Origin of the sequence: Conexibacter sp. CPCC 206217 (assembly GCF_030646165.1) — a bacterium.
Lineage (GTDB): Bacteria > Actinomycetota > Thermoleophilia > Solirubrobacterales > Solirubrobacteraceae > Conexibacter.
Window position 1 is genome coordinate 610,273 of the sequence record NZ_JAUTDO010000002.1, and the last position, 22,927, is coordinate 633,199.

21 protein-coding genes are annotated in these 22,927 nt (G+C 72.1%); 12 read left to right on the forward strand and 9 right to left on the reverse strand.

Annotated features, from left to right (window positions below; translation table 11 throughout):
• Nucleotides 1–12: 12 nt before the first annotated feature.
• Nucleotides 13–1,698 (reverse strand): ABC transporter substrate-binding protein, encoded by a 1,686-nt coding sequence (locus Q7L65_RS07500; RefSeq protein WP_304719963.1) that lies wholly within the window; start codon nucleotides 1,696–1,698, stop codon nucleotides 13–15.
• A gap of 216 nt (nucleotides 1,699–1,914) precedes the next feature.
• Between Q7L65_RS07500 and Q7L65_RS07505 the strand changes: the two genes are divergently transcribed.
• From Q7L65_RS07505 to Q7L65_RS07515, 3 genes are all read left to right on the forward strand, one after another.
• Complete coding sequence (locus Q7L65_RS07505) at nucleotides 1,915–2,400, forward strand: DUF6265 family protein (protein WP_304719965.1); 486 nt, start codon at nucleotides 1,915–1,917, stop codon at nucleotides 2,398–2,400.
• The gene (locus Q7L65_RS07510; protein WP_304719967.1) at nucleotides 2,397–3,320 is read left to right on the forward strand and encodes a LysR family transcriptional regulator; all 924 of its coding nucleotides are present in this window, start codon (nucleotides 2,397–2,399) and stop codon (nucleotides 3,318–3,320) included. Before Q7L65_RS07505 ends, Q7L65_RS07510 begins: the two co-directional genes overlap by 4 nt.
• Before the next feature lie 155 nt (nucleotides 3,321–3,475).
• On the forward strand, nucleotides 3,476–4,378 hold the full coding sequence (locus Q7L65_RS07515) for an arginase family protein (RefSeq protein WP_304719968.1): 903 nt from the start codon (nucleotides 3,476–3,478) through the stop codon (nucleotides 4,376–4,378).
• A 27-nt stretch (nucleotides 4,379–4,405) separates the two neighbouring features.
• On the opposite strand, the gene Q7L65_RS07520 is transcribed toward Q7L65_RS07515, so the two are convergent.
• Nucleotides 4,406–5,863: an aminotransferase class I/II-fold pyridoxal phosphate-dependent enzyme gene (locus Q7L65_RS07520; RefSeq protein WP_304719969.1), complete on the reverse strand. Its 1,458-nt coding sequence runs from the start codon at nucleotides 5,861–5,863 to the stop codon at nucleotides 4,406–4,408.
• A gap of 120 nt (nucleotides 5,864–5,983) precedes the next feature.
• Here Q7L65_RS07520 and Q7L65_RS07525 point away from each other — a divergent pair, with 120 nt between their 5' ends.
• The gene (locus tag Q7L65_RS07525; protein ID WP_304719970.1) at nucleotides 5,984–6,412 is read left to right on the forward strand and encodes an Lrp/AsnC family transcriptional regulator; all 429 of its coding nucleotides are present in this window, start codon (nucleotides 5,984–5,986) and stop codon (nucleotides 6,410–6,412) included.
• A gap of 3 nt (nucleotides 6,413–6,415) precedes the next feature.
• On the opposite strand, the gene Q7L65_RS07530 is transcribed toward Q7L65_RS07525, so the two are convergent.
• The 6 genes from Q7L65_RS07530 to Q7L65_RS07555 all read right to left on the reverse strand — a co-directional run bounded on the left by Q7L65_RS07530 (nucleotide 6,416) and on the right by Q7L65_RS07555 (nucleotide 13,712).
• Entirely contained in the window at nucleotides 6,416–7,690 is a 1,275-nt protein-coding gene (locus tag Q7L65_RS07530) for a hydantoinase/carbamoylase family amidase (RefSeq protein ID WP_304719971.1), read from the reverse strand.
• Nucleotides 7,677–8,705: a dimethylarginine dimethylaminohydrolase family protein gene (locus tag Q7L65_RS07535; protein WP_304719972.1), complete on the reverse strand. Its 1,029-nt coding sequence runs from the start codon at nucleotides 8,703–8,705 to the stop codon at nucleotides 7,677–7,679. Before Q7L65_RS07535 ends, Q7L65_RS07530 begins: the two co-directional genes overlap by 14 nt.
• A 411-nt stretch (nucleotides 8,706–9,116) precedes the next feature.
• Complete coding sequence (locus Q7L65_RS07540; protein WP_304719974.1) at nucleotides 9,117–10,694, reverse strand: triacylglycerol lipase; 1,578 nt, start codon at nucleotides 10,692–10,694, stop codon at nucleotides 9,117–9,119.
• A 54-nt stretch (nucleotides 10,695–10,748) separates the two neighbouring features.
• Nucleotides 10,749–11,552, reverse strand: coding sequence for a CDP-alcohol phosphatidyltransferase family protein (locus tag Q7L65_RS07545; protein ID WP_304719975.1), 804 nt, complete (start codon nucleotides 11,550–11,552; stop codon nucleotides 10,749–10,751).
• 194 nt (nucleotides 11,553–11,746) lie between these two features.
• Nucleotides 11,747–12,670 carry an alpha/beta hydrolase gene (locus tag Q7L65_RS07550; protein ID WP_304719977.1) on the reverse strand — a complete coding sequence of 308 codons (924 nt, stop codon included), beginning with the start codon at nucleotides 12,668–12,670 and terminating at the stop codon, nucleotides 11,747–11,749.
• A 130-nt stretch (nucleotides 12,671–12,800) separates the two neighbouring features.
• Entirely contained in the window at nucleotides 12,801–13,712 is a 912-nt protein-coding gene (locus tag Q7L65_RS07555) for a LysR family transcriptional regulator (RefSeq protein WP_304719979.1), read from the reverse strand.
• 133 nt (nucleotides 13,713–13,845) lie between these two features.
• Between Q7L65_RS07555 and Q7L65_RS07560 the strand changes: the two genes are divergently transcribed.
• From Q7L65_RS07560 to Q7L65_RS07575, 4 genes are all read left to right on the forward strand, one after another.
• Nucleotides 13,846–14,625 (forward strand): SDR family oxidoreductase, encoded by a 780-nt coding sequence (locus Q7L65_RS07560; RefSeq protein ID WP_304719980.1) that lies wholly within the window; start codon nucleotides 13,846–13,848, stop codon nucleotides 14,623–14,625.
• A 50-nt stretch (nucleotides 14,626–14,675) separates the two neighbouring features.
• Nucleotides 14,676–14,885: a tautomerase family protein gene (locus Q7L65_RS07565; protein ID WP_304719982.1), complete on the forward strand. Its 210-nt coding sequence runs from the start codon at nucleotides 14,676–14,678 to the stop codon at nucleotides 14,883–14,885.
• A gap of 738 nt (nucleotides 14,886–15,623) precedes the next feature.
• Nucleotides 15,624–16,565: a helix-turn-helix domain-containing protein gene (locus Q7L65_RS07570; protein ID WP_304719983.1), complete on the forward strand. Its 942-nt coding sequence runs from the start codon at nucleotides 15,624–15,626 to the stop codon at nucleotides 16,563–16,565.
• The gene (locus Q7L65_RS07575; RefSeq protein ID WP_304719984.1) at nucleotides 16,562–17,383 is read left to right on the forward strand and encodes a GSU2403 family nucleotidyltransferase fold protein; all 822 of its coding nucleotides are present in this window, start codon (nucleotides 16,562–16,564) and stop codon (nucleotides 17,381–17,383) included. The genes Q7L65_RS07570 and Q7L65_RS07575 overlap by 4 nt, the downstream gene beginning before the upstream one ends.
• A 20-nt stretch (nucleotides 17,384–17,403) precedes the next feature.
• Here the strand turns inward: Q7L65_RS07575 and Q7L65_RS07580 are convergent, their stop codons facing one another.
• Nucleotides 17,404–18,471 carry a serine/threonine-protein kinase gene (locus tag Q7L65_RS07580; RefSeq protein WP_304719986.1) on the reverse strand — a complete coding sequence of 356 codons (1,068 nt, stop codon included), beginning with the start codon at nucleotides 18,469–18,471 and terminating at the stop codon, nucleotides 17,404–17,406.
• 18 nt (nucleotides 18,472–18,489) lie between these two features.
• On the opposite strand from Q7L65_RS07580, the gene Q7L65_RS07585 reads away from it, so the two are divergent.
• From Q7L65_RS07585 to Q7L65_RS07600, 4 genes are all read left to right on the forward strand, one after another.
• Nucleotides 18,490–18,936: a hypothetical protein gene (locus Q7L65_RS07585; protein ID WP_304719988.1), complete on the forward strand. Its 447-nt coding sequence runs from the start codon at nucleotides 18,490–18,492 to the stop codon at nucleotides 18,934–18,936.
• Between the two features lie 125 nt (nucleotides 18,937–19,061).
• Entirely contained in the window at nucleotides 19,062–19,838 is a 777-nt protein-coding gene (locus Q7L65_RS07590; RefSeq protein ID WP_304719989.1) for a hypothetical protein, read from the forward strand.
• A 744-nt stretch (nucleotides 19,839–20,582) separates the two neighbouring features.
• The gene (locus Q7L65_RS07595) at nucleotides 20,583–22,571 is read left to right on the forward strand and encodes a hypothetical protein (protein ID WP_304719990.1); all 1,989 of its coding nucleotides are present in this window, start codon (nucleotides 20,583–20,585) and stop codon (nucleotides 22,569–22,571) included.
• Nucleotides 22,568–22,816, forward strand: a complete 249-nt coding sequence (locus tag Q7L65_RS07600) for a helix-turn-helix domain-containing protein (RefSeq protein WP_304719992.1) — start codon at nucleotides 22,568–22,570, stop codon at nucleotides 22,814–22,816. Before Q7L65_RS07595 ends, Q7L65_RS07600 begins: the two co-directional genes overlap by 4 nt.
• Nucleotides 22,817–22,927 lie beyond the last annotated feature (111 nt).

A 22,927-nucleotide genomic window follows, 5' to 3' on the forward strand; every position in this document is an offset into this window, starting at 1 on the left:
AGGCTCAGCGCGTCAGGCTCTCGATGCCTGCGCGAGCAGCATGTGGCCCATCGCGGTCGGCACGACGCCCTGCACGCTGGCGGTGGTGGCGGTCAGGTAGTTGGGGAAGAAGGCGTAGATCACCGGCGTCTGCTCGAGCAGCAGCTCCTGGATCTGGCCGGCCGTGCGACGCTGCGCCTGCAGGTCGGACTCGCCCATGTACGTTCTCAGCAGCCGCGCGTAGTCGGCGCTTCTCCAGTGCGCCGCGTTGCGCACTCCGCCCGGCGACAGCTGCGCGGTCAGGTACGCGTTGGGGACGCCGCGGCTGCCCCAGTCGCCGATGCCGGACATCACGTCCAGCTGGGGGGAGCTGCCGAACTCGCCGGTGCCGAGGAACGTGGCGGTGTCCTGCATCGTCAGTCTCAGGCGGATGCCGGCGTCTCTGGCGGAGTTCTGCGCCAACTGGGCGTAGGCGGCGTTGACGCCGACGTTCCAGACCGTCACCTCGAGGTCGAACCCGTCGGTCAGCCCGGCCTGCGACAGCAGCGCCTTCGCCTGCTCGATGTCCTGCGCACGCTGCGGGACGTCGGTGTTCGTCATCGGGAAGACCGGCGCGAAGGGGCTGTCGTTGCCGAGGTCCGCGTAGCCCTTCAGCAGCTCTCTGACCAGCTCGTCGCGGTTGAGCGAGAGCGCCAGCGCGCGCCGCACGCGCGGATCGTCGAGCGGCGGTCTGTCGGTCCGCAGCGTCCAGTTCGAGTGGGCGGCCGACTTGATCGCGTTGACCGTGAAGCGCCCGTCTCTTCTCAGCAGCGACTGACCGGCGCCGACGCTGAAGCTGCCGATCAGGTCGACGTTGCCCGCCTGCAGCGCGAGCACCATCGCGACCTCGTCCTCGAACAGCGTGTATTCCAGGCGGTCCGCCAGCGCAGGCTCTCCCCAGTAGTCGTCGTTGCGCACGAACGACGCCCGCACCTTGGGGGTGTACGACTCCTTTCTCCACGGGCCGGTGCCGATGAACGTGCTCTCCCAGTCGCCGTCGTAGTCGGCCGGCAGGATGATCGCGCTGGAGTTGTCGGAGGAGACCAGCCACGGCCACGAGCCGTTGGCCTGGTCGAGCTCGAAGACGACCGTCGTCGCGTCGACCGCTCTGGTGCCGCCCGGGGAGAGGATCCCGTCGAAGACCTCGAGCGCGTTGGTGCCGTTTCTCGGGTCGGCGAGGCGGTTGAACGTCGCCGCCACGTCTCTGGTCGTCATCGGCCGGCCGTCGTTGAATCTGACGCCCTGGCGGATCTTGAACGTCCACACGCTGGAGTCGGCGTTCGGCTCCCAGCTCTCGGCGAGCACGGGCTTGAGGTCCGGCTCGCCGTATGAGAGCGCGAGGTACTCGCCGGTCTGCGACAGCAGCGTCACCGAACCGGTGTCGCCGAGCTTGAGCGGGTCGACGGCGCGACCCGGCGTGATCGCGCCGGCTCTCAGCAGGCCGCCTCTGACGCCCGCGCCGGTGCCGCCACCGGTCCCGGTGCCGGCGCTCGGGCCGTCGTCGCTGCCGCATGCGCTGAGCACCGCCGCGACCGCCGGCATCGACATCCCGAGCACCGTCGCCCGCCGCACGAAGCCGCGGCGGTCGACGCGAGCCGCCAGCAGCTCGTCGATCAGGTGGTTCTCCAACTCACTGTGCTGGCTGCGCATCTGCGCAAGCCGCGCGTCCTCTCGCAACATCGCCACTCCCATCAGTTCATCCGCTCGCTTGGACCTTCACCTCGGCGCCGGCCTGACGGGCGGCCGGCCCTCACCGGACGACGACCCCAAGCGCATCCGGCGAGCGGCGAGTGTAGGCGGGACACGCGAATCCTGGCAATCGATGGATTGCATCCCTTCTATCGACTAGATCGAGAACATCGTTGCATCAATCCGTCGAGCGAGTACGCTGGCGGCGTGACCAACCACGATGACGAGGCGCCACTGGACGCGTTGGCGTTCATGGTCGGACGCTGGATCGGCGCCCGCTCGCAGGACGCCATCGAGGAGACGTGGACGCGCGTCTCGCGCGACGTGATGATGGGGATGTACTGCTGGTCGGGGCCGGGCGGCGTGCAGCTGTTCGAGTTCCTCACGATCGAGCCGAGCCCCAGCGGCGTGATGCTGTCGCTGCGGGCCTTCGGGCCGCACGGCCTGGCGCCGCGCCAGGTCGGTCGCCCGGTTCGCTGGCTGCTCGTCCGCTCGCGCGCCGACGAGGCGATCTTCGAGGGGCAGGAGGACGGGCGGCTCGCCCGCATCACCTACCGCCGCACCCACCCGGACCGCCTCTACACGTCGCTCGAGCGCGAAGCCGACGGGCGCATGGAGATCTTTCCCCAGCAGCACCGCGCCGCGCCGCTGCAAGCACCCGCTCCCGCCGACCGCGGCACGCTCCTCCCATGATCAGCAGCAACCACCTGCGCGTCTTCGAGGCGGTGGCGCGCGAAGGCTCCTTCGGCGGCGCCGCGCACGTGCTCGGCCACAGCCAGTCGACCGTCTCCCACCACCTCGCCGCGCTCGAGGAGCAGCTCGGGACGATCCTCTTCGTGCGCAGCCGCCGCGGCGTCGAGCTGACCGACCGCGGCCGCGTCCTGCTCGACCATGCCGAGCTGATCCTGAGCCAGCTCGTCGCCGCCGAGCGCGCCGTGCAGGACTCCGCGTCGCTGCGCGAGGGGATGCTGCGGATGTCGACCTTCGGCACCGCCGGGATGACGTTCGTGCCGCGGATCCTGCGCGCGTTCCGCAACGAGCACCCCGGCGTCGGCATCTCGCTGGAGCAGTGCGACATCCCGTCCGCCGCCGTCGACGACGTGCGCGAGCGGCGGCTCGACGTCGCCGTCGTCTACACGACGCCCGAGTACTGGGTCCGCCCCGTCCCGGGCCTGTCGGTCGTGCGCCTCTTCTCCGACCCCTTCGTGCTGCTGCTGCCGGCCGGCCATCCCTGCGCGGACCGCGACGCGGTCGAGATCTCCGAGCTGGCCGGCGAGGGCTGGATAACCGCCAGCTCGGACGAGCATCCGTGCCACCGGCTGCTGATGCGCGCCGGTCAGCGCGTCGGCTTCGAGCCGCGCATCGCCGGGCGCACCGACGACTACACCGTCACCGGCGACTGGGTCGCCGCCGAGCTGGGGATCGCGCTGATCCCGCAGCTGGCGGTGCCGAGGCTGCGCGGCGATCTCGCGCTCGTGCCGCTGCAGGGCGAGCCGGTCGCACGCGACGTCTCGGCGATCGTGCTCGGCGACGGCAGCTCCGTGGCGGCGACGGCGTTCATGCGCCACCTGCGAGCGATCACCTCGTGGGAAGAGGCCGTGCGCGGGGCGTGACATCGATCTTCTCGATTGATCGACACGAGAGATCGAGGCCGGGCCGGGGCTAGCATCGCCGCCCCGCCCCTGCGGGGCGCCCTCGAACTCGACAAGGAGCAGGTGTGGCTCAGGCTTCGTTCTCAGGATCGGCAGCGCCGACGTGTCGGCTGAGCTTGATCGGCTTCCCGTGGGACGGCGGCGCGTCCCTGGGCGCGCCCGGCGGCCGCTACGGACCCGACGCGGTGCGCGGGGCGATCGGCTGGTGGCTCGATCGCGTCCGCGGCGATCGCATCTGGGACGTCGAGGCGGGCGACGTCGTGGACCTCGGCGGCCTGCGGCTGCGCGATCGCGGCGACGTCGCGATCGCGGGCCATGACACCGAGGCGACCTTCGCGGCCGCCGCGGAGCTGATCGGCGCGGCGCATGACGCCGGCGAGATCCCGATCGTGATCGGCGGCGACCACTCGATCACGATCCCCGCGGTGCAGGCGCTCGCCGACCGCTCCGAGCGCTTCGGCGTCGTCCAGCTCGACGCGCATCTCGATCTCGTCGACGACTCGCCCGCGCAGGGGCGGCTGTCGCAGAGCAGTCCGATGCGGCGGGCGATCGAGCTGGAGCAGGGTTCCGCGCGGCGGCTCGTGCAGATCGGGCTGCGCAGCTTCAACTACCCGGAGTTCCATGCCTGGTGCCGCGAGAAGGGCATCACGCAGCTGACGGCCGCGCAGGCGGTGGCGCGCGGCGCCGACCAGGTGGCCGAAGCGGCGTTGGCGACGGCGACCGCCGACGGCGCACGCCTGTACCTGACCGTCGACCTCGACTGCCTCGATCCGGGCGTCGCGCCCGGCGTCGGTCACCAGGAGCCCGGCGGCCTCCCGTTCGCGTTCGTCAGCGCGGTCGTGCGCCGCCTCGCGCCGCACGTCGACGCGCTCGACGTCGCCGAGCTGAATCCGATGCGCGACCCGCTCGGGGTCACCGCCGGGATCGCGGCCCGCCTCGTGCTCGACTTCGCGGTCGCCCGCGCCCGCGCGACGGCCCCCGCGCTCGTCAGCGATCGTGTCGCGGACCCTGCGCGGTAGCCGTCCCGCAGGCGTCGCCCCGCTCGCTCATGCGACCACGCGCAGCGTTCGCAGGGCGGGATCGGCGCAGCCGGTCATGCGCACGCCCGCCGCCGCCAGCTCGCACAGCGCCTCGACGGTGTCCGCGGCGATCAGCTCACCGGGAACGATCGCCGCGACCCCGGGCGGGTACGGGGCGACCAGCTCCCCGGCGATGCGACCGGCGGCCGCCCTCAGCGGGACCGTGTCGTGTGCGGCCAGGAACGCCTCGCGCGGCGTCAGCGCGACCGGCGGCAGCGCGAGCGCGAGCGCCGTCGCGCTCGACGCGCCACCGCTGAGGCTCCCGTCCGCGCCGTCGGCGAGCGCCCGCTCCAGCGCGACGACGAGGCGGTCGGCGGCGCGCGCGTCGTCGGCGACCGTGATCAGCACGACGAGCTGGCGGGGCGCAGCCATCGAGACCTGCACGCCGGACGCGCGCAGGCGCCGGTCCAGCTCCAATCCGCCGACGCCGGCCGCGCCGACGTCGATCACGAGCTTCAGCGGATCGCTCCAGCGCGCGCCCGGCGGGGGTGCTGCGGGATCGTCGCAGCGCACGCCCGGCAGCGCGTCGATCCGCAGGCGCAGCGCGGTCGCCAGCTCCAGCGCGGCCTGCAGGCGGGCGCTGCCGTCGCGCTGCATGAACGCGCGGGCGCGGTCGGCGCTCGCGAGCACCGCGGCGGAGGGGCTGGTGGTGTGCAGCGCGTCGAACGCCAGCTCGAGCCGCCCGCGGTCCGGCGCGCCCGGCCCGGCGAGGATGGCGGCCGCAGGCGTGAACGCCGGCAGCGTCTTGTGGAGGCTGATGACCGCGACGTCGGCGCCGAGCGACAGCGCCGACGGCGGCAGCTCGGGATGGAAGCCGAGGTGGGCGCCCCACGCCTGGTCGACCAGCAGCGGCACGCCGCGTGCGGCGGCATGCGCTCGCAGCGCGTCGAGGTCCGAGATGCCGCCGGTGTACGCCGGTTCGACCACGAGCGCGCCGACCGGGTCGGCGGCGGCCCGCAGCGCGGCCGCGAAGCGATCCGGGTCGATGCCGCCGACGACGCCGGCGGCGTCGATCTCCGGCACGACCCAGCGCGGCCGCAGGCCCGAGACGACGAGCCCGGCGAGCACCGACTTGTGCGCGTGGCGAGCGACGACCAGCTCGCCGCCGTCACGCGCGAGCGCGAGGCAGAGTGCCGTGTTGGCATGCGTCGAGCCCTGGACCGAGAGGCGCGCCCAACTGGCTCCCCAGGCATCCGCCAGCGCCTCCTCGGCCTGGCGCAGCAGCCGTCGCGAGAGCCGCTGGTCCTCGACGCCGTTGAGCAGCTGGATGTCGTGGCGCAGCAGTTGCGCGAAGGGCATCGCGGCGCTGCGCTTGTGCCCCGGGGGCGCGAAGTGGGCGAGGTCGGCGGCCAGCACCTCGTCGAGCGCGTCCGCGAGCCGTGTCGGGGCGCTCGCGGCAGGCGGCGGCGAGATCGTCGTTCTCATGACGCAAACGCTACGGTCGCGATGCCCGCGCGCCCACGCTGTTCGCGCGCCGCGCCGGGCACCAGACCAGACAAACGTCCGGTCGTCGCCGATCTTCGCGAACGCGCGAGCGTGGTGCCGGTGGATCAGCTCGACCGGCTGATCGTCGAGGCGCTGGAGCGCGACGGGCGCCTGTCGATGCGCGCGCTGGCCCGGCGCGTCGGGCTGAGCCCGAGCGCGACGATCGAGCGCGTGCGCCGCCTCTGCGACCGCGGCGTGATCACCGGCTTCGGCGCACGCGTCGACCACGCGGCGCTCGGCCGGCCGATCACCGCGTTCATCCGCCTGCAGACGCGGGCGCGCGACTTCGGCCGGGCGGCGCTGGAGTACCCGGAGATCGTCGAATGCCACCGGCTCACCGGCGGGGACGCTTTCATCGTCAAGGTCCGCGTCGCGTCGATCGACGCGCTCGAGCTGCTGATCGACGAGCTGATGCGCTATGGCGAGCCGACGACCTCGATCGTGCTCTCGACCGCGTTCGAGCAGCGGCCGCTCACGCGACCGCAGTGACGTTCAGGCGCGGGAGCGGAAGCGGGCGCGCCGCGCCGCCTCGTCGGCGAGCGCGGCGAGCGCGCGCGTCCCGGCGACGATGTCGAGCTCGTGGCTGTCCTCGGCCGGGCTGTGGCTGACGCCTGCGCGACTGCGGACGAACAACATCGAGACCGGCACGCCAGCGCGCGCGAGCGCGACGGCGTCGTGCAACGCCCCGGACACGAGCTCGACGTCCGCGGCGACCGGAGCCTCGGCCGCCGCAGCCCTCACGGCGGCCGCGACGAGCGACGCGTCGAAGCTGACCGCGGGAAACGACCACACCGGCTCGACGACCAGCTCGACGCCCTCGTCGGCGGCGATCTCGCGCGCGACGGCGGAGGAGTCCTCGACCATCGCCGCAAGTCGCTCGTCGAGCGCGTGCCGCTCGTCGAGCATCAGCGCCGCGCCCGCCGCGACTGCCGTCGCCACGCCGGGCGACAACGCCAGCGTGCCGCACGTCGCAAGGCCGCCGTGATCGCGCGCGACCTCGCGCACGGCCAGCAGCAGTCGCGCGGCCGCCGCGCCGGCGTCGCGCCGCGCCTCCAGCGGTGTCGTGCCGGCATGACCGGCGGCGCCGGAGAAGACGAAGCGGCGCCGCGAGATCGCGACCGAGCCGGCCGGCGCGGCGAGCGCCGCGCCGGCCCGCTCGAGCACGGGCCCCTGCTCGATGTGGAGCTCGAGGAAGGCATCGAGGTCGGCCACGCGCGCGGCCGACCTGTGCATCGTCGTGACGTCGAGTCCCAGCTTGCGCACCGCCACGGCGAGCGTGACGCCGTCGCGGTCGCGCAGCCTCGCCGCCGCGGTCGCGTCCAGCAACCCGGTCGCGGCACTCGAACCGAGCAGGCTGTGCCCGAAGCGCGCACCCTCCTCGTCCGCCCAGTCGACCAGCCGCAGCGTCGCGCCGTCCCAGCGGCTGACACAGGCCGCGCGCAGCAGCTCGACGCCCGCCACGACGCCGAGCGCACCGTCCAGCCACCCGCCGTCCGGGACGGAGTCCAAGTGGCTGCCGACCGCGACCACCGGCGCGCCCGGCGGTCCGGTCAGCTCCGCCCAGACGTTGCCGGCCTCGTCGCGATCGATCGCGACCGGAAGACCGGAGAGGCGTTCGCGCAGCCAGTCGCGCGCGTCGCTCCAGGGCTTGGTCCACGCGACGCGCTGGGCGCCGGAGCGCGAGGAGGTCGCTCTCGCCAGCACCCGCAGGTCGCGCACCACCCGCCAGCCGTCGACGTGGTCGACGAGGCGCTCAGGCGGCGTCATCACGCAGCAGCTCCTGCGTCGAGCAGTGGACGCCCCCGCCGTTCTTGTGGGCTTCGTCGTAGGGGATCGTGACGACCTCGACGCCGTGGCCGCGCAGCAGCTCGGCCGTGCGCGGCGCGCTCTCGGAGGTGAGCACGCGGCCGGGCGCGAGCGCGAGCAGGTTCAGTGCCCACGGCTCGTCGGGATCGGCCCAGATGCACTCGATTCCGCGTCGCGCCAGCTCCTCCATGAACGTGTACGGCAGGCCCTCGGCGTTCACGAGCGCGCGATCGACGTCGACCATCGCGAAGTGGATGTCGAGGTGGACGACGAAGCCCGGCAGCGGGACCACGAGCAGCTCCCAGCCGATCCGCCGCAGCAGCTCCCGCAGCTGCTCGGCACCGTCGTCGTTGCAGCGAACCGACGTACCGAGCGCGGCAAGCCCCGGCCGCAGCTTCGCGAAGGAGCCGCCCTCGAGCGTGCCGCTGCCGACGATCGTGCCGAGGATCGGCATGCCGAGCGCGGCGACCTCGCGCGTGATCGCCGCCTCCTCGCCCCGCCGCATGCGCGGCGCCGGGCGGCCGACGATCGCTCCGCCGCGGACGGTGACGACCGGATCGCGCACGTACATCGCCTTCGTCAGACGCGGATCGAGCGGCTCGGCGACCGTCACCTCGACCCCCTCGCGCTCCAGCGCCGCGACCAGACCCGCGTGCTGCGCCTGCAGCAGCTGCAGGTCCGGCGCAGCGGACCCGGTCCAGTGCCAGGCACCGCCGTCGTCGACGAGCGCGTCGAGCTGCGGGCGGTAGGCGTCGGCGCGCACCGCGGCCAGCTCCCGTCCCGGCCGCCGGACGAGCACCCGCCGCAGCTTCGCGATCTCGTCGTCAGCGCCCCACCGGCAGCCCCACGTCCGCTCCAGCTCGTCGCGGTCGTGAAACGGCGGATCCGGCTGCGGCGGGGTCAACAGCTGATGAAAGCCGCTCGGCAGACGAGCGTAACCGTGCAGGGCATCGAGCGAAGGAGTCAGTGCGGTCATGTGAGCAGGTCCAGGCGGTGAGAGGGCGTCGTGACGATCGGCGCGGGCCGCCTGCGTGAGCAGCGGCGCACGCGGCGGAGCGCGGCTAAATCTCCCGCACCGCGCCGCGGCGATCAATCGGTGAATCGACAGCTCCCATCGGCACGCTCGATCCGACTCCGCGCACGGAGCGGGCGGATCATGAATCACGCTGTTTCTCGACGTCGCCTGCGCGCCGGCTACATCGACACACCTCAACGCTGCGACAGATACGCCGATAGACAGTCTGTCGACGCGTGCAGGGGGTGCAAACTCTGCACGACGCTGCCATCTCCACCACGGCAGGACACGCCCCGGCCCACGAGGGAGGGCCGGGGCGCCCTGCTGCTCAGCTGCCTTCGTGTGCGGCAGCCCGCGGTCCGCCGTCGCTCCTCAGCGAGCCAGCTGCGCCGTCGCGACGTAGCGGTGGCCCCGGGCGTCGCGGGCGATCGCGCGGACCGGGACGCGCGCGCCGGCGGACGTGAGCGGGAGCAGCGCGCGGCCGGATCTCGGCAGCGGCCGCCAGCGCGTGCCGGTCTTCGTCTCGATCCGGACGTCGCGCAGGCCGCGGCCACGGACCGTCGCGCTCACGGCGGTGCCTCTCCAGCCGACCTCGAGCGAGCGCGCCGCGGCATCGCTGCGGACGATCAGCGCTCTGCGACCGCTCACGGCGATCCCGCCTCTGCAGCGCGGCAGCACGGTCACGAACAGACGGCGCGAGCCGAGCAACGGAACGGCCGCCAGCGATCGTCTGCCGCAGCGGACACGGGCACGGCCCGGCAGCAGCGCGATGTCGCGCGGACGCGCCGCGAAGCGGCCGGCTCTGTCGGGCGCGAGCAGTGTCGCGAAGCGGGAGCGGAGGGTGCCGCTGGAGGGCTTGACGGCAGCCGCCGCCCGGGAGGCCCCAGCCGCCTTCGCCGCACCCGCGCTCCCGCCGACGCACGCCGCCGACCCGGGCGGCGAGGCGATCGTGTTCTGCACCTGGGTCGCGATCGCGGCGTAGTTCGTCAGCGTGTTCGGGGTGCCGAGCAGCGACGACAGCGTCGCCGAGTGGACGACCGGGAACGCGCCGCCGTCGATCGTCTGGAAGGGGGCGGCCGAGATCTGCTGAAGCGTGAGCGACAGGGAGTTCTCGTTCAGGCCGCTCGCCTCGCCGACGATGCCGTCGTCGGGGGCGTAGTAGTTCGGCACGGCCCAGCCGATCCATGACGGCAGCGAGACGTAGGTGCCGGCGACGACCGTCACCGGGCAGCCGATCGTCTGCTGTCTGTTCCAGCCCGCGAGGTAGCTGCTCGACAGCTCCTTGAGGGCGTCGTCGCCGAGGTTCGCGATCAGGTCGTCGAGGACCGGCAGCACCACCTCGCAGATGTCCTGCTCGATGCCGGTCGTGTCGCACCGGCCGTCGTGGACGTACTCGGCCAGGTCGGCGCCGAACGAGCCGGTGTGCGGCGTGCCGAGCGTCGTCAGCGATTGGATCGTCGGCGTCGCTGCGGTCGCGGTCGGGTACTGCGTGATCGCCGAGCGCGACCACAGGCCGCCGTCGGAGTGCCCGACCAACTGGACGTTCGTGATCCCGTAGTCGACGCGCAGGAAGCTGAGGAAGGTCAGCAGCGCCTGGCCGTTGGCGTCGACGTCGCCGTTGGAGTCGATCGTGGCGCTGCCGGGCGGGACCGGCTGCCCCGGCGCGGTGCACGGCGCCGTCACCTTGCCGTGGTTGCCGACCGGCGCGGTGAAGACCGCGTACCCGGCCGCGCGCAACTGCTCGGGCGCACCCGTCGGCGCGCCCCACGTCGGACCCTCCTGGCCGGCGCACTGCGGCGCCGACGAGGTGAACGGCGTCGTCGTCGTGAAGCCGGAGACGAACACGACGGCGCTGTCGGGGGCCGGCGCCGCGGCGGCGAGCGACGGAGCGGCGGCAGCGAAGAGCACAGCCGCGGCGAGACAGGCGAGGAGCTGACGTGAAGCGTGCATGGCGCGGGACGCTACGCAAGCGGCCGATCGCTGTCGAGCGCTGGCGTCGCACGGTCAGCGGGCAGGGGTGGCGATGCGACCGCGCACGGAGCGGTGGAGGAACGGTCCGCGCGGCGCCGCCGGCTCCGCGACCGCCAGCTCGCGCAGGTTTCTCAGTGCGCGGCCGATCAGCAGGACGAGCATGCCGGCGGCGAGCACGACGCCCGTGACGTCGAGCGCGGTGATGTCGGTGCCGAACACGTCGAAGCGGAGGTTGAGCCCGAGTGCGAGCGCGGTGTTGAGGGCGATCAGGAGGACACGCACCTCGGTCGGGCCGATCAGGCCGTAGCCGATCGAGAAGCGGCCGAGCGCCTGGCTCTCGAGGTAGACGTTGACGGAGAGGACGAGGTAGGCGACGCCGAGCAGCATGCCGACGGACAGCAGCATGTACGGCGACAACCCGAGGCCGATCGCGATCGCCGCCGTCGCGCCCGCGTCGACGAGGTGGTCGAGGTAGTAGCCGTAGCGCGGCCGCTGGATCCCGCGCACGCGCGCAAGCGTGCCGTCGAGCGAGTCGCCGAGCCAGTGGACGACGAGCAGGCCGCTGGCGACCCACAGCCAGGCGTCGCTGCCGTTGGACAGCAGATACGCGACGCAGATCGCCGCCGCCGCGACGACGCCGAGCAGCGTCAGGTCGTCGGGCAGGATCCAGCGGGGAAGGCGTCGTGCGATCGCTCGCAGGACGCGCTTCTCCGGCTTGGCCAGCAGAAAGCTCGGCTCGCGGGTCGCGTTGACGCCCGCGGTCGGGGCGTCGGTGGCGGCCGACGTGCGACGCGCCTCGGTGTCGGCCGTTGTCGACCGTTGGTCAGTAGCGTTCATACTGCTATCTACCGCCGGTCAGCAAGATCGTTACAGGCGCTTGACGCGCCAACTGGCGGCGCGCGCCGACGCGCCAGCTCAGGATGGGACGGTCCAGCCACGATCGGAGCCGCAGTGCTCAGATGGATCCGGCCGTACGTGCGTCGCATGCTCGCGCCGAGCGCCCTCACCGGCAACCGTGGCCTGACACGCCACTAACCGGCGCGCTCCGCGGTCCAACGCCGCGTCGCCGCGGCGACCGCGTCCAACACGAGCTGGGCGCCGGCCGTCTCCTGCAGACGGGCGAAGCCGTGGACCATGCCGGCCGGTGCGATCGTCTCGACCTCGACGCCCGCCGCCGCGAGACGGCGGGCGAAATCGGCGCCCTCGTCGTGGAGGGGATCGTGGTCGGCGAGCGCGATCAGCGTCGGCGGCAAGCCCCGCAGGTCGGACGCGCGCGCCGGGGCGGCCAGCTCGTCGTCGGTGTCCTGCGCGCCGAGGTACTCCCGCCAGAACCACGCCATCGCGGCCTGCGTGAGCCGCGGGCCGTCGGCGAAGCGGACGTGCGACGGCGAGTCCGTGCGCGGCTCCAGCGGCGGGTAGATCAGGACGATGCCGGCGGGCTGCTGGGCAGCCGCCCGGCGCGCGGCGAGCGCCACTCCAAGCGCAAGCGTGGCGCCGGAGCTGTCGCCCATCACGATCGGCGCACGGCCGGTCTCGGCCGCCAGCCACCGCGTCGCGGCGATCGCGTCATCGAGCGCCGCGGGGAAGCGGTGCTCGGGGGTGCGGCGGTAGTCGACGGCCAGCACGGTCGCCCCGGCGCGGACCGCGATCGCGCGGCAGAGGCCGTCGTGGGTGTCGAGGTCGCCGCTCATCCAGCCGCCGCCGTGGAAGAAGACGACGACCGGGCCGTCGGTCGCGCCCGCACGGTAGCGGCGCGCGGGCACGCCGCCGTCCGGCGAGGGCACCAGCACGTCGGCGATCTCGTCGACCGGCTCCGGGTGCGGCCACATCGCCGGGGTCTCGTCGATCAGGCGCTGGCGCGAGGCGGCCGCCGTCGGCGCGCCTGTCGGGGCGGGCCCGAGACCGTCGAGGACCGCGCGGACGTCGGCGGCGATCGTGTCGGGAAGGTCGCTCATCGCCACAGCGTAAGCCGCGGCGGCGCTGCGGGCAGTTCGCCGACGGCCGCGATGGCGCGAGCCGCGCGGGGCCGCGGAAGAGCCGGTGGCCGGCGGTCGGCCTGCCAGAACCCGCGCCGCGCCCCTCGCGTCACCCCCCGGAGGTCCCCATCCGCATCGTCAGCGTGCTCGCCGCCGGCGACGGGCGGGCGGCCGACCACAGCAGCGTGAGCGGGACCGCGATCGGCGGCGCGGGCTCGCGCACGACGACGCCGGGCGGCGGGACGGTGCCGGCCGGCATCAGCGCGACCGCGCCCATCTCCGACAGCTCGGCGAGCGCCGCGCCGCCGCCGGTGACGCGCGTCTCGACCGGCGTCATCGTCGCGCCCGCGTCGGCGAAGGCGCTCAGCAGCGCGTCGGTGTAGGAGGTGCCGGGCGGGCTCCAGGTCATCAGCCGCTCGCCGTGCAGCGCGATCAGCGGAATCGGATCCGGGTCGCCGTCCGCGCCCTCCGCCGCCTCGCCGGGGGCGCGCGCGAGCGGGTGGTCGGCGGGCAGGCAGAGGATCATCGGCGTCGGGCGCAGCGGCGCGCTGTGGAGCCCTTCGCCGCGCCCGCTGCCGCGGCTCAGCACGAGGTCGAGCGCGCCGGCGCGCAGCATCGGCACGATCTCGCGCGGGCGCACCTCGCGCAGCTCGACCGACAGGTCCGGCGCGCCCCTGCGCAGCACGCGCGCGACGTCGGTGCGGTCGTGCGGCCCGATCGCCGGCGTGACGCCGATCGCGACGCTGCCGCCGAGGCCGCGGCCGACGAGCTGGGTGCGCGTGTACGCCGCCTCGGCCGCCTCCAACAGCGGGCGGCCGGCCTCCAGCAGCGTGGCGCCGGCGGGGGTCAGGTGAACCTCGCGGGTGGTCCGCTGCAGCAGCTCGACCCCGAGCTTCTCCTCCGCGCGCGCGATCGCGCGCGAGACGGTCTGCTGCGTGAGCCCGAGCTGCTCTGCCGCGCGCGTGAAGCTGGCCTGCTCGGCGACGGTCACGAAGACGCGCAGCTCACGCAGGTCCGGCATCCACTCGTCAGGCGTGTGAGCTGACACCGCGCGCCTGTTTCACTTCGCCACCGATCGGATGGAGGATGGATGGGCAGTCGACTTCGCCCGCCACGCCAGGCCTCCGGCGGGCGCCTTCCAATGAGGACCATCCATGTCGCCCGACACCGTACACCCCACCCCACAGCCCTCCTCGTCCGCGGGCAAGCCGCGCGTCGCACTGGTCACCGGCGGCTCGCGCGGCATCGGCCGCGCGGTCGTCGAGCAGCTGGCGCACGACGGCCTCGCGGTCGTCGTCGGCTACACCGGCAACGAGCAGGCCGCCGACGAGGCGGTCGCGGCCGTGCGCGAGCGCGGCGGAACTGCCGTCGCCGCCCGCTTCGACGTCGCCGACGAGGTCGCCGTCGCGGCCGCGTTCGAGCGCGCCGAGCGCGAGTTCGGCGGCATCGACGTCGTCGTCCACGCGGCCGGCAGAATGGCGCTGGCGCCGATCGCCGAACTGGACCTGAACGTGCTCGACGAACTGCACCGCACGAACATCCGCGGCACGTTCGTCGTCGACCAGCAGGCTGCCCGCCGCGTGCGGGCCGGCGGCGCGATCGTCAACTTCTCCACGTCGGTGCTCGCGCTCGCGTTCCCGACCTATGCCGCCTACACGGCCAGCAAGGGCGCGGTCGAGGCGGTCACGCTGATCCTCGCGCGCGAACTGCGGGGCCGCGACGTGACCGTCAACGCCGTCGCCCCCGGCCCGACCGCGACCGCGCTGTTCCTCGACGGCAAGGACGAGGCGACGATCGACAGACTCGCCAAGCAGCCGCCGCTGGAGCGCCTCGGCACTCCTGCGGACATCGCCGAGGTCGTCGCCTTCCTCGCCAGCCCCGCCGGCCACTGGGTCAACGGCCAGGTGCTGCGCGCCAACGGCGGGATCGCCTGACCCCTCGCTCTCCCACTGGCCCCGCCGACCACCCAACCGGAGTTGAACCCATGCCCTTCGCCAACCTGAAGGTCCCAGCCGGCACCCTCGACGCCGCCCAGAAGCAGCGCCTGATCGAAGGCGTCACCGACCTCTACGCCGCCGCCTACGGAGACCGCGCCCGCCCGAACACGCTGGTGCTCGTGGACGAGGTCGTCGACGGCGGGTGGGGCGTGGGCGGTGGGGTGCTGACGCGGGCGATGTTGGAGGGGGAGGAGTAGCCGGCCGCGCGCTCAGGGCGCCTCCGTCGCTGAGATCCGGTACTTGCGGATCTCAGCGCCGAGGACGCGAGTGGCGGTCGCCGCATGCCGACTACGACCTCGCCGGAAGCGCGACCTCGTCGCGGGCGCTGCAGCGTCTGGGACGATGATCGACATGAACCGCGAGTGGCACGCAGCCCATCCGATGCCTCAACGCGCGACCTTCGAGCAGCGCGTCGCGTGGCACCGCGAGCACGCCGCCGAGTGCGGCTGTCGGAGACCACCGGAGAGAATCGCCGCGATCCTCGCCGAGGAACGTACAGGCCACGACGAGCCGCCGGCGACTGGCTGACGCCGCACCGCGCTCCCGCCACGCGCAAACCGTTTGACGCGCTCGGCGCACTCGACCTCACGAGACAGCGGGCGGCGCTGGGGCCGGGCGGCTGCCGAACGGGACGAGCGCACTGCCAGCACCACGTGGAACAAGACCCGCACACGCCCTCGGCATGCTTGTTCCGACTACTGGGTTGTTCCGCATCGACCGGAACAGGCTTATATGCGGAACAAAACCTGCCCGGGGCGCTACACTTGTTCCACGGAACTGCCTGTTCCGAACACAGCGGAACACCTAGCGAGATGGAACAAACCGGCCCCACGACTCCCACCGATCGCCAGCTCTCGACCGTCGCAGCAGACGCCGTCCGCGCGTTGCTGCCCGCCTCTTGGCGGGTCGCGGTCAGGATGGCTCGCCCGCGCGGCGTGGACGCCACGCTGCGCCTGACCGCGCCCGACGGGCGCTCGGCGGACCTCGCGGTCGAGGCCAAGCAGCGCATAGAGGCGCGCGACGTCCCGTCGGTCGCGCGGCAACTGCGAGAGATCGAAGCCTCTAACGGCCTGGTCGCGGCCCGCTACCTGTCGCCGCGTGCGCGGGAGGCGCTGCGCCGTGAGGGACTGTCGTATGTGGACGCGACCGGCAACGTGGACGTCAGCGTCGACGAGCCGGCCGTCGCGCTTCGCGCCACCGGCGCCGACCGCGACCCATGGCGCACCCCGGAGGGTCCGATCGGCGGCCTGCAGGGCCTGCCCGCCGCACGGGTCGTGCGCGCGCTGGTCGACCTGCCGGCACCGTGGCGGATGCGCGAGCTGGCGGCCGCCGCCGGCACGTCGCTCGGCTCGACCGCGCGCGCGGTCGACCTGCTCGACCGCGAAGGACTGATCGAGCGCGACAGACGCGGCACGATCCAATCCGCCACATGGGACGAACTGCTGGAGCGTTGGTCCGCCGACTACGACCTCACCCGCGGCCGTCGCGTGATCCGCCTGCTCGCACCACGCGGCCTCGAAGCAGTGGAGCGCGCGCTGTCCAACGTCCGCCAGCCCTACGCTGTCGGCGGGTCGCTCGCCGCCCGCTGGCAGCTCCCCTACGCCGAGCCGACAACCGCCACCGTCTACACCCCCGACGCCGACAGACTCCAGCGCGCGCTCAGACTGCCACCCGCCCAGACACGCGCGAACGTCCTCCTGATCGAACCGCGCGACGACCTCCCCCTCGTCCGCACCCAGCGCCGGGACGACGTCGCCTACACCGCCCCGTCGCAAACCGTCGCCGACCTGCTCAACGGTCCCGGCCGCAACCCCGAAGAGGGCCGCGCTCTGCTCGACTGGATGCGCACGAACGAGCGCGACTGGCGCGCGAGATGACCTACACGCCGACGACGGTCCTCGCGCGACGGACACTGCTCGACGCACTCAAGGCACTGGAGGCCCAGCGTGACGCGCTCGTGCTCGTCGGTGCCCAGGCTGTCTATCTCTACACCGGAGAAGCGGACGTCCCGATCGCGACGCAGACCAAGGACAGCGACCTCGCCGTCATCCCCGCCGACCTCCACGACGCGCCGAGGCTCGATGACGCGATGCGCGCGGCCGGCTTCCTCCAGGACGTGACCGAGCACCAGCCCGGCGCCTGGCTCTCACCTGACGGGATCCCGGTCGAGCTGCTCGTGCCCGCCGCCCTGCACAGAGGCGGCGGCCGGCGGGGTGCTCGCATCCCGCCGCACTCAAAGCGGGCCGCCCGCACGGTGCCCGGCCTCGAAGCCGCCACCGTCGATCACCGCACCCACACGATCGCCGCGCTCGACCCGGGCGACGACCGCCGCATCGACGCCAACGTCGCGTCACCCGCCGCGCTCGTCGTCGCCAAGGTCCACAAGATCGGCGAACGCCACGACCGCGACCCCGGTCGCCTGCTCGACAAGGACGCCCACGACCTCTACCGCCTCCTGCGCGCGGTCGACACCGACGAGATCGCCGACGGCCTCAACCGCCTCCGCAGTGACCGCACCAGCGCCATCGTCACCAGCGACGCGCTCCGATGGCTCCGCGACCTCACCGCCGATCCGGCGGCGCTCATCCCGACGATGGCCGGACGCACGGAGCAGAACGTCGGCGACCCACAACTCGTCGCGGAGGCGACGTGGGCGCTGGTGCAGGAGTTGGTGTCTGGGCTTCGACCGATGTGACGGACCGGACGTGCTCTCAGTCAACGCAACGATCGTCCTTCGGTCAAAGCGCGCATTCGCGCGTACATGAGCTGCCGAACTGTCGCCTCGCTAGGCCCCTGGCAACCTCTTGCTCCAGGAATTCTGCGGAGCTGACCACCCGGTCGTTGGCGATAGATGTGCGCCTCATATCGGCGCAGGTTCGGACGAAACACAAGCTCGGCCGCTAACTGAACTCCCGTGGGATTCCCGTCGCGATCGCGTTCAACGCCTTCCCACCGCTCGATCGCGCCGCTCCCGCCGATCCTGACCCAGTCTGCAAGCGCGGCGACCTCCGAAATCGCATTGTGAGCAACGATCGCGCTCGTGATCTCTCGTTGCGCCGGATCCACCTTGAATGCTGATCTGAAGTAGCTCTGGAGCCGACGCGGAAGGAATGGCCGAAGATCTGCCACTTTCTGCGCCTGCCCGCTGCTGATCCTCTCAGCGACCTCCGCCTCGGATGAGTCGAGCGTAGAACCGAACGGCAACTCGCCGCACATCAGCTCGAAGAGAGTCACGCTGGCAGCCCAAACGTCTGTCTGGGGGCTGCGCGGCTCACCAGCGAGCAACTCCGGCGCAGCGTATTCCAGCGTGTGCCCACGTCGTGCGCCAGGGAGAAAATCAGCCACGCCGAAATCGCCAAGTTGAAGATGGCCGTGTCGATCTCGAAAGAGATTGGCCGGCTTGATGTCTCCATGCACGACGCCGCGGCCGTGGCAGAACGCGAGCGCCGTGAACAGGCGCAAACCAGCAAGGCGGACCTCGGCACACGACAGCGACTCGAACCGTTTCACAAACGGCTTTGCGAGAGGCATCGAAGTCGCCTCACGGGGGAGCACATCCGTGAACACTTCGAACAAAGGCATCACCGCGGCGCAATCGGCCACCTTTGCATTCGTCGCCGCCTCGGCCGTCTGATGATCGAGGGCATCCTCGTTGTAGAGCTTCAGTGCGACTTCCATCGCACGGACGGCGTCCCACGCTCGATACACCACGGCGTGAGCCCCTTGGCCTAACAGCTCCTCCAACGTGTACCGGCCGGCGTATTGGCTATGCAGCAGCGTCACGATGTCACACTAGTTTCTATGACAGACGGCAAGATGGTCTTAGGGCTCGGCCCTCAGTACGCGACGCCTCGGCTCGCTGCAGCGTTCGCGGTGATCGGGCCGAACGAAGACGACGTCACCGTACTCGAGCCGTGGCAGGGAGCGCGCGAAGCAAGCCTCGGGCAGCAGTTGTTTGCGTTCTTCGAGCGACTTGAGACGAGCATCGATCAGCACAGGCCGAACGCAATCGCCCTCCGGCGGCCGGAAAGTAACCGTGGCGCCACGACCGCCCATGACGCAAAAGTCGCGCTCGTCGGCGTCGGACTCTTGGTAGCCCAACGACATCGGCTCGCAAGCGCCGATCTTCGCTCGAACCAACTGAACCCTTCCCACGACAGCACCGAAGTCCAGAGGCTCCTGCAGGCGAGATCGGCAGGAGATCTCGCCGGGGCGATTGCTGCTGGACTCACCCTTTACCGACGCTAGGCGGCAACGGAGGAGGCGTGGGATGGGCGAAACCCGCCACGGGTTTCCGCCCACTCCACAACCCAGTGGCGGACCGGTGCCCATCCGAGTTGTTCTTCGACAGAGATCCAACTCCACCGAGCCCGGTGATTCCCGCAGTCAAGCGGACGGTCGTGCGCCGCTTTGAGCACATCGAGATCCCAGCCACGATCGACGGCAAGTGCGATCGCCGCCGCACCGACTGCATGCCCCTCGCTCGAGAACGCGAGGAGCACCTGGCAGGTAGGCGGCGTGCGGTCGAGCAATCGCATCGCTTCGGCTCGCAGCGCTCTCCCGCTGCCAAGGAGCTCACGCCGAGCATCAGCCGCGGCAAGTTCGCGACCAAGGGTTGCAGTGGCAACATTTTGCGTAAGCATTTGCGCATCATGTCGCCAGCGGCGGACAGAAGGAGCAGCGAGCTGACAGAGGCGCTGCTGTGCGAGCTTGCCGGATGTACACGACAGACTCGAAAGTCGTGGATCAGCCGCGGCCTTCTGAAAGAAGCCCGAGGCGGCTACGGCGAGTTCGATGCACTTGAGTTGCTCTGCCTTTCGAAGCTGCTCGGACTCGTGGGCCCCCGAGACACGGGCATCATCTGGCCCGACGTCCAGGCGATTTTGCGCTCCAACCTCATGACCGGCCGCGCAGACTTCGTGATCGACCTCCAGTTCAAAACAGTCGCCCTGGTTCGAGACGACGCTTCTCTCAGCTCTGCGACGCGCCACGGTCGACCGGTACGTGTGGTCCCGCTGGGTGAGGAAATTGCAGATCTGCTGGAAGCAGTCAGGAACGTTCGCACTCGACTCGAAGCTTCATCGCCCCGGCAGGAGCGACGCAACCGCGTATCGACGCGATCTGCGCGCAGGGACGACGACGCTACTTGAGATGCACCGAGCAACTGGTCCAGATCATCCGGAGGCCATGAGTGGAATCCGTGATCTCCCGAGGACACATGTTGCTGGCGCCGCTTGATACGCAATCGCGGCGGCCATAGATCTTCGCCTGAGGGCAGCCGCCCGGGCAACCGGGGCGTTTGCAGGTGGCGTGGCGAGGACGAGCACCACGCGCCAGCACCAGCGCCCGAACCTAAATGTTCTCGCTTTCTCAGAGCACCGAAAACCACTGAAAACGGCCTCATCGTGCCTCAGCGCACCTCAGACGACGAGTGTCAAAGGACCGGTCGGTTTCGGGGGCCTAGACATTGGTCGTCGGGTCCACCTACAACTTACGTACCAGGCCACGCCGAACGCGTTCAGGCCGCTAATTCATCGAGGTACCGACGTGCAGAAGATGACGCTTTGGGGCGGCCCGTGGCCGGCCCCGGGTTCGCGGGTCCTGTTCGGCCCGCACGGCGCCGCGTGCGGCGCAGCAGCACCGGCGCTCGCGCCGGATCGTGTTCCTAATCGGAGGTTGTCTCATTCCATGTCGTTGATTGCTTTCAGAGGTGCGGGCGGGGTCCGTTCGCGGTTTCGTCTGCGCTTCGCTCTCAGGTTTCACCCGTGCGTCCGTGCGCGGGTTCATCACCGCTCCCGCGCTGTCTCGGCGGGAGGGGTGCGGATCGTTGGCGGTGCCGGCGATCGGGGCGGCCGGAGGTCGCTGGCATATATCCGCGAAGCAGAGGTGGGTCTTTGAGACCGACTGAACCGAAGGACATGATGGTCATGGTCGCGATTGCGGCCGTGGTCGGGCTGATCGTGGTCAATGCGATGGCTGGGGAGGTGCTGGACGCAGCGGTCGAGCTTGCTCGCTCTCCGCTCGTGCCCGTGCTCGCCGGTGTGCTGGTCGCCGGCCTCGTCGCAGTGCTCCTCGTCCGTCGTGTGCTGGAGCGCCGGGTGCTGGCCGACCGTGTGCGGCTGGAGCTGGTGCCGGCCGACTCCTTCGCGCCGGAGATCAGATCGGCGGCGCGGCGCTCGACGGGCGGGCTGCTGGCCAAGCGCGCGCACGCCGTGCGGATCCGGCTCGACACCGATCCGGACGGGCGGCTGCGCTACAGCGTCGAGCTGCCCCGGCACGCTCGCCGCGCGCTGGAGGTCGGCGTCGGCAGCTACGGCGGCGTCGAGCTGCGCGAGCTGCCCGCGCCAACGCCCGCCCCAGCACGCCCGGCCGCGCCGAGCCCGACGCCGGCCGTCGCGCCGCCCGCCCCGCACAGCACGGCCGCGCCTCATGACAGCACCCAAGAAGACGCCATGCCTCACGTCGCCCGCGCGGAGCTGGTCCTCGCGCGCGACAGCCGTCACCCGCTGCTGGAGACGGGCGTCGATCCGGACCCGCTGGCCGGGTTCGCGCAGGCGCTGGAGCCGCTGATTCCGAGGGACGAACAAGCCGAGGTCTGCGTCGACCTGCTGCCTCTAACGCCCTCAGAGCGTCGCCGGCTGCGGTCCAGGCTGATGCGCAAGGCGCAGCGCGAGGAGCGCCGGGGACAGAAGACGCTCGGCGAGATGCTGCGCGGCGAGCCCGCGCACCGCACGCCGCCCACGCGGGCGGAGCTGGTCGAGCGCCGGGCCGAGCACCGGGCGCTGGCGGGCAAGCTCGGCGATCCGCTGCCGCTGTTTCGCGTGCAGGTGCTGGTGCGGGCGTCGAGCCCGCTGGCGGGGCGGGCGGTCGAGCAGGTCGCGGCGCTGGTCGCCGCGTTCCGCGCCTTCGACGGCGAGAACCACTTCCGCGTCGTCGGGCAGCGCGACCCGCTCGGGTTCGCCGGCGCCGACGCCCCCTGGCGCCGCGGACGGTTCGACGCGCGCGTCGCCGGCGGCCTGTTCGCGCCCGCGCGCAAGCGGCTGGTCAACGCCGAGGAGATCGCAGGACTGCTCAAGCCGCCAACGAAGAGCTGCGAGTCCGAGAACGTCGTGCGCTCAGGCGGCCGGATCCCGGCGCCGCCGCGCGGGCTGCCGACCTTCGACCACCAGCCCGGTCTGCTGCCGCTCGGTCGCGTCGTCTCCGCCCGTGAGGGCGAACGGCTGGTGGGGGTGCCGTTGGAGGGGTCGTACTTCATGTACGTCGCGGGCCGCTCGCGGTTCGGCAAGACCGACCGGGATCGGCCAGTTCCTGCACCTCGCGCGCAACGGGCACGGCTGCTTCTTCCTCGACCCCCACGCCGACGCGCTGGAGAAGATCAAACGCCACCTCGGCGACCAGATGGAGCGCGTCATCGAGCTGAACCTCACCGACCACCACGACGGACCGCAGATCGGCTGCAGCGGGTCGACGCGATCGTCGACGCCTTCGCCTCCACGATGCGGTGGGACGAGGTCAACGCCCGCGCGATCAACCTCACTGCCCAAGCCGCCCACGCGCTCGCCGCAAAGCTCGCGCGCTACGCCACCCTCTACCACCACACCCTCCCGCCGACCGGACCGACCGACCGGCCCAGGCCGCTGTGGACCCACAGATACACGATCTTCCCCGCCGTCCTGCTCGTCCTCACCGGCCGCGACCGGCCCGCGCTCGAGCGCCGCCGCACCGCGATCGCGCTCTGCGGCACCACCCCGCAACTGACCGACACCCCCGCCGTGCGGATCGCCGCCTGCCTGCTCGCGGACCTCGTCGACCACGGCCCCTTCGCGCCGATCCTCACGACCGCCCACGACCCCGCCAGACCCGCCGGCTGGCTCGACCGATGACCGCCGAGACCCGAGCGGCCCACGGCGGGGAGGAGCTGAACGGCGAGCTGATCGACGTCGAGGAAGCCGCGCGGCTGCTCAGCGTCCCACCCTCCTGGGTGCTGCGCCAAGCACGCTCAGGCCGCATCCCGCACGTCCGTCTCGGCCGCTACGTCCGCTTCGAGCGCCGCCAGCTCGCCGCCTGGTGCACGACCCGACGTCAGGGTCCTGGCACACCCCTTGGCACCCGCAACCGCTCCACCTAGCATCGTGCGCGACGCGTCCTTCACAGCATCCGCCGCGGCGGACGCGACGCGGCGCCCCAGCCCCGGAGCATCATCGCTCCGGCCCAGCCGTCCACGCGTCCCCGCGCGTCC

Excerpts from the sequence above, each read along its gene's own strand:
- Q7L65_RS07585 (WP_304719988.1), top strand. The coding sequence starts at position 18,490 with ATGACAGACGGCAAGATGGTCTTAGGGCTCGGCCCTCAGTACGCGACG.
- Q7L65_RS07600 (WP_304719992.1), top strand. The coding sequence starts at position 22,568 with ATGACCGCCGAGACCCGAGCGGCCCACGGCGGGGAGGAGCTGAACGGC.
- Q7L65_RS07510 (WP_304719967.1), top strand. The coding sequence starts at position 2,397 with ATGATCAGCAGCAACCACCTGCGCGTCTTCGAGGCGGTGGCGCGCGAA.
- Q7L65_RS07560 (WP_304719980.1), top strand. The coding sequence starts at position 13,846 with ATGTCGCCCGACACCGTACACCCCACCCCACAGCCCTCCTCGTCCGCG.
- Q7L65_RS07535 (WP_304719972.1), bottom strand. The coding sequence starts at position 8,705 with ATGACCGCACTGACTCCTTCGCTCGATGCCCTGCACGGTTACGCTCGT.
- Q7L65_RS07520 (WP_304719969.1), bottom strand. The coding sequence starts at position 5,863 with ATGAGAACGACGATCTCGCCGCCGCCTGCCGCGAGCGCCCCGACACGG.
- Q7L65_RS07565 (WP_304719982.1), top strand. The coding sequence starts at position 14,676 with ATGCCCTTCGCCAACCTGAAGGTCCCAGCCGGCACCCTCGACGCCGCC.
- Q7L65_RS07530 (WP_304719971.1), bottom strand. The coding sequence starts at position 7,690 with ATGACGCCGCCTGAGCGCCTCGTCGACCACGTCGACGGCTGGCGGGTG.
- Q7L65_RS07555 (WP_304719979.1), bottom strand. The coding sequence starts at position 13,712 with ATGCCGGACCTGCGTGAGCTGCGCGTCTTCGTGACCGTCGCCGAGCAG.
- Q7L65_RS07545 (WP_304719975.1), bottom strand. The coding sequence starts at position 11,552 with ATGAACGCTACTGACCAACGGTCGACAACGGCCGACACCGAGGCGCGT.
- Q7L65_RS07500 (WP_304719963.1), bottom strand. The coding sequence starts at position 1,698 with ATGTTGCGAGAGGACGCGCGGCTTGCGCAGATGCGCAGCCAGCACAGT.
- Q7L65_RS07575 (WP_304719984.1), top strand. The coding sequence starts at position 16,562 with ATGACCTACACGCCGACGACGGTCCTCGCGCGACGGACACTGCTCGAC.
- Q7L65_RS07550 (WP_304719977.1), bottom strand. The coding sequence starts at position 12,670 with ATGAGCGACCTTCCCGACACGATCGCCGCCGACGTCCGCGCGGTCCTC.
- Q7L65_RS07540 (WP_304719974.1), bottom strand. The coding sequence starts at position 10,694 with ATGCACGCTTCACGTCAGCTCCTCGCCTGTCTCGCCGCGGCTGTGCTC.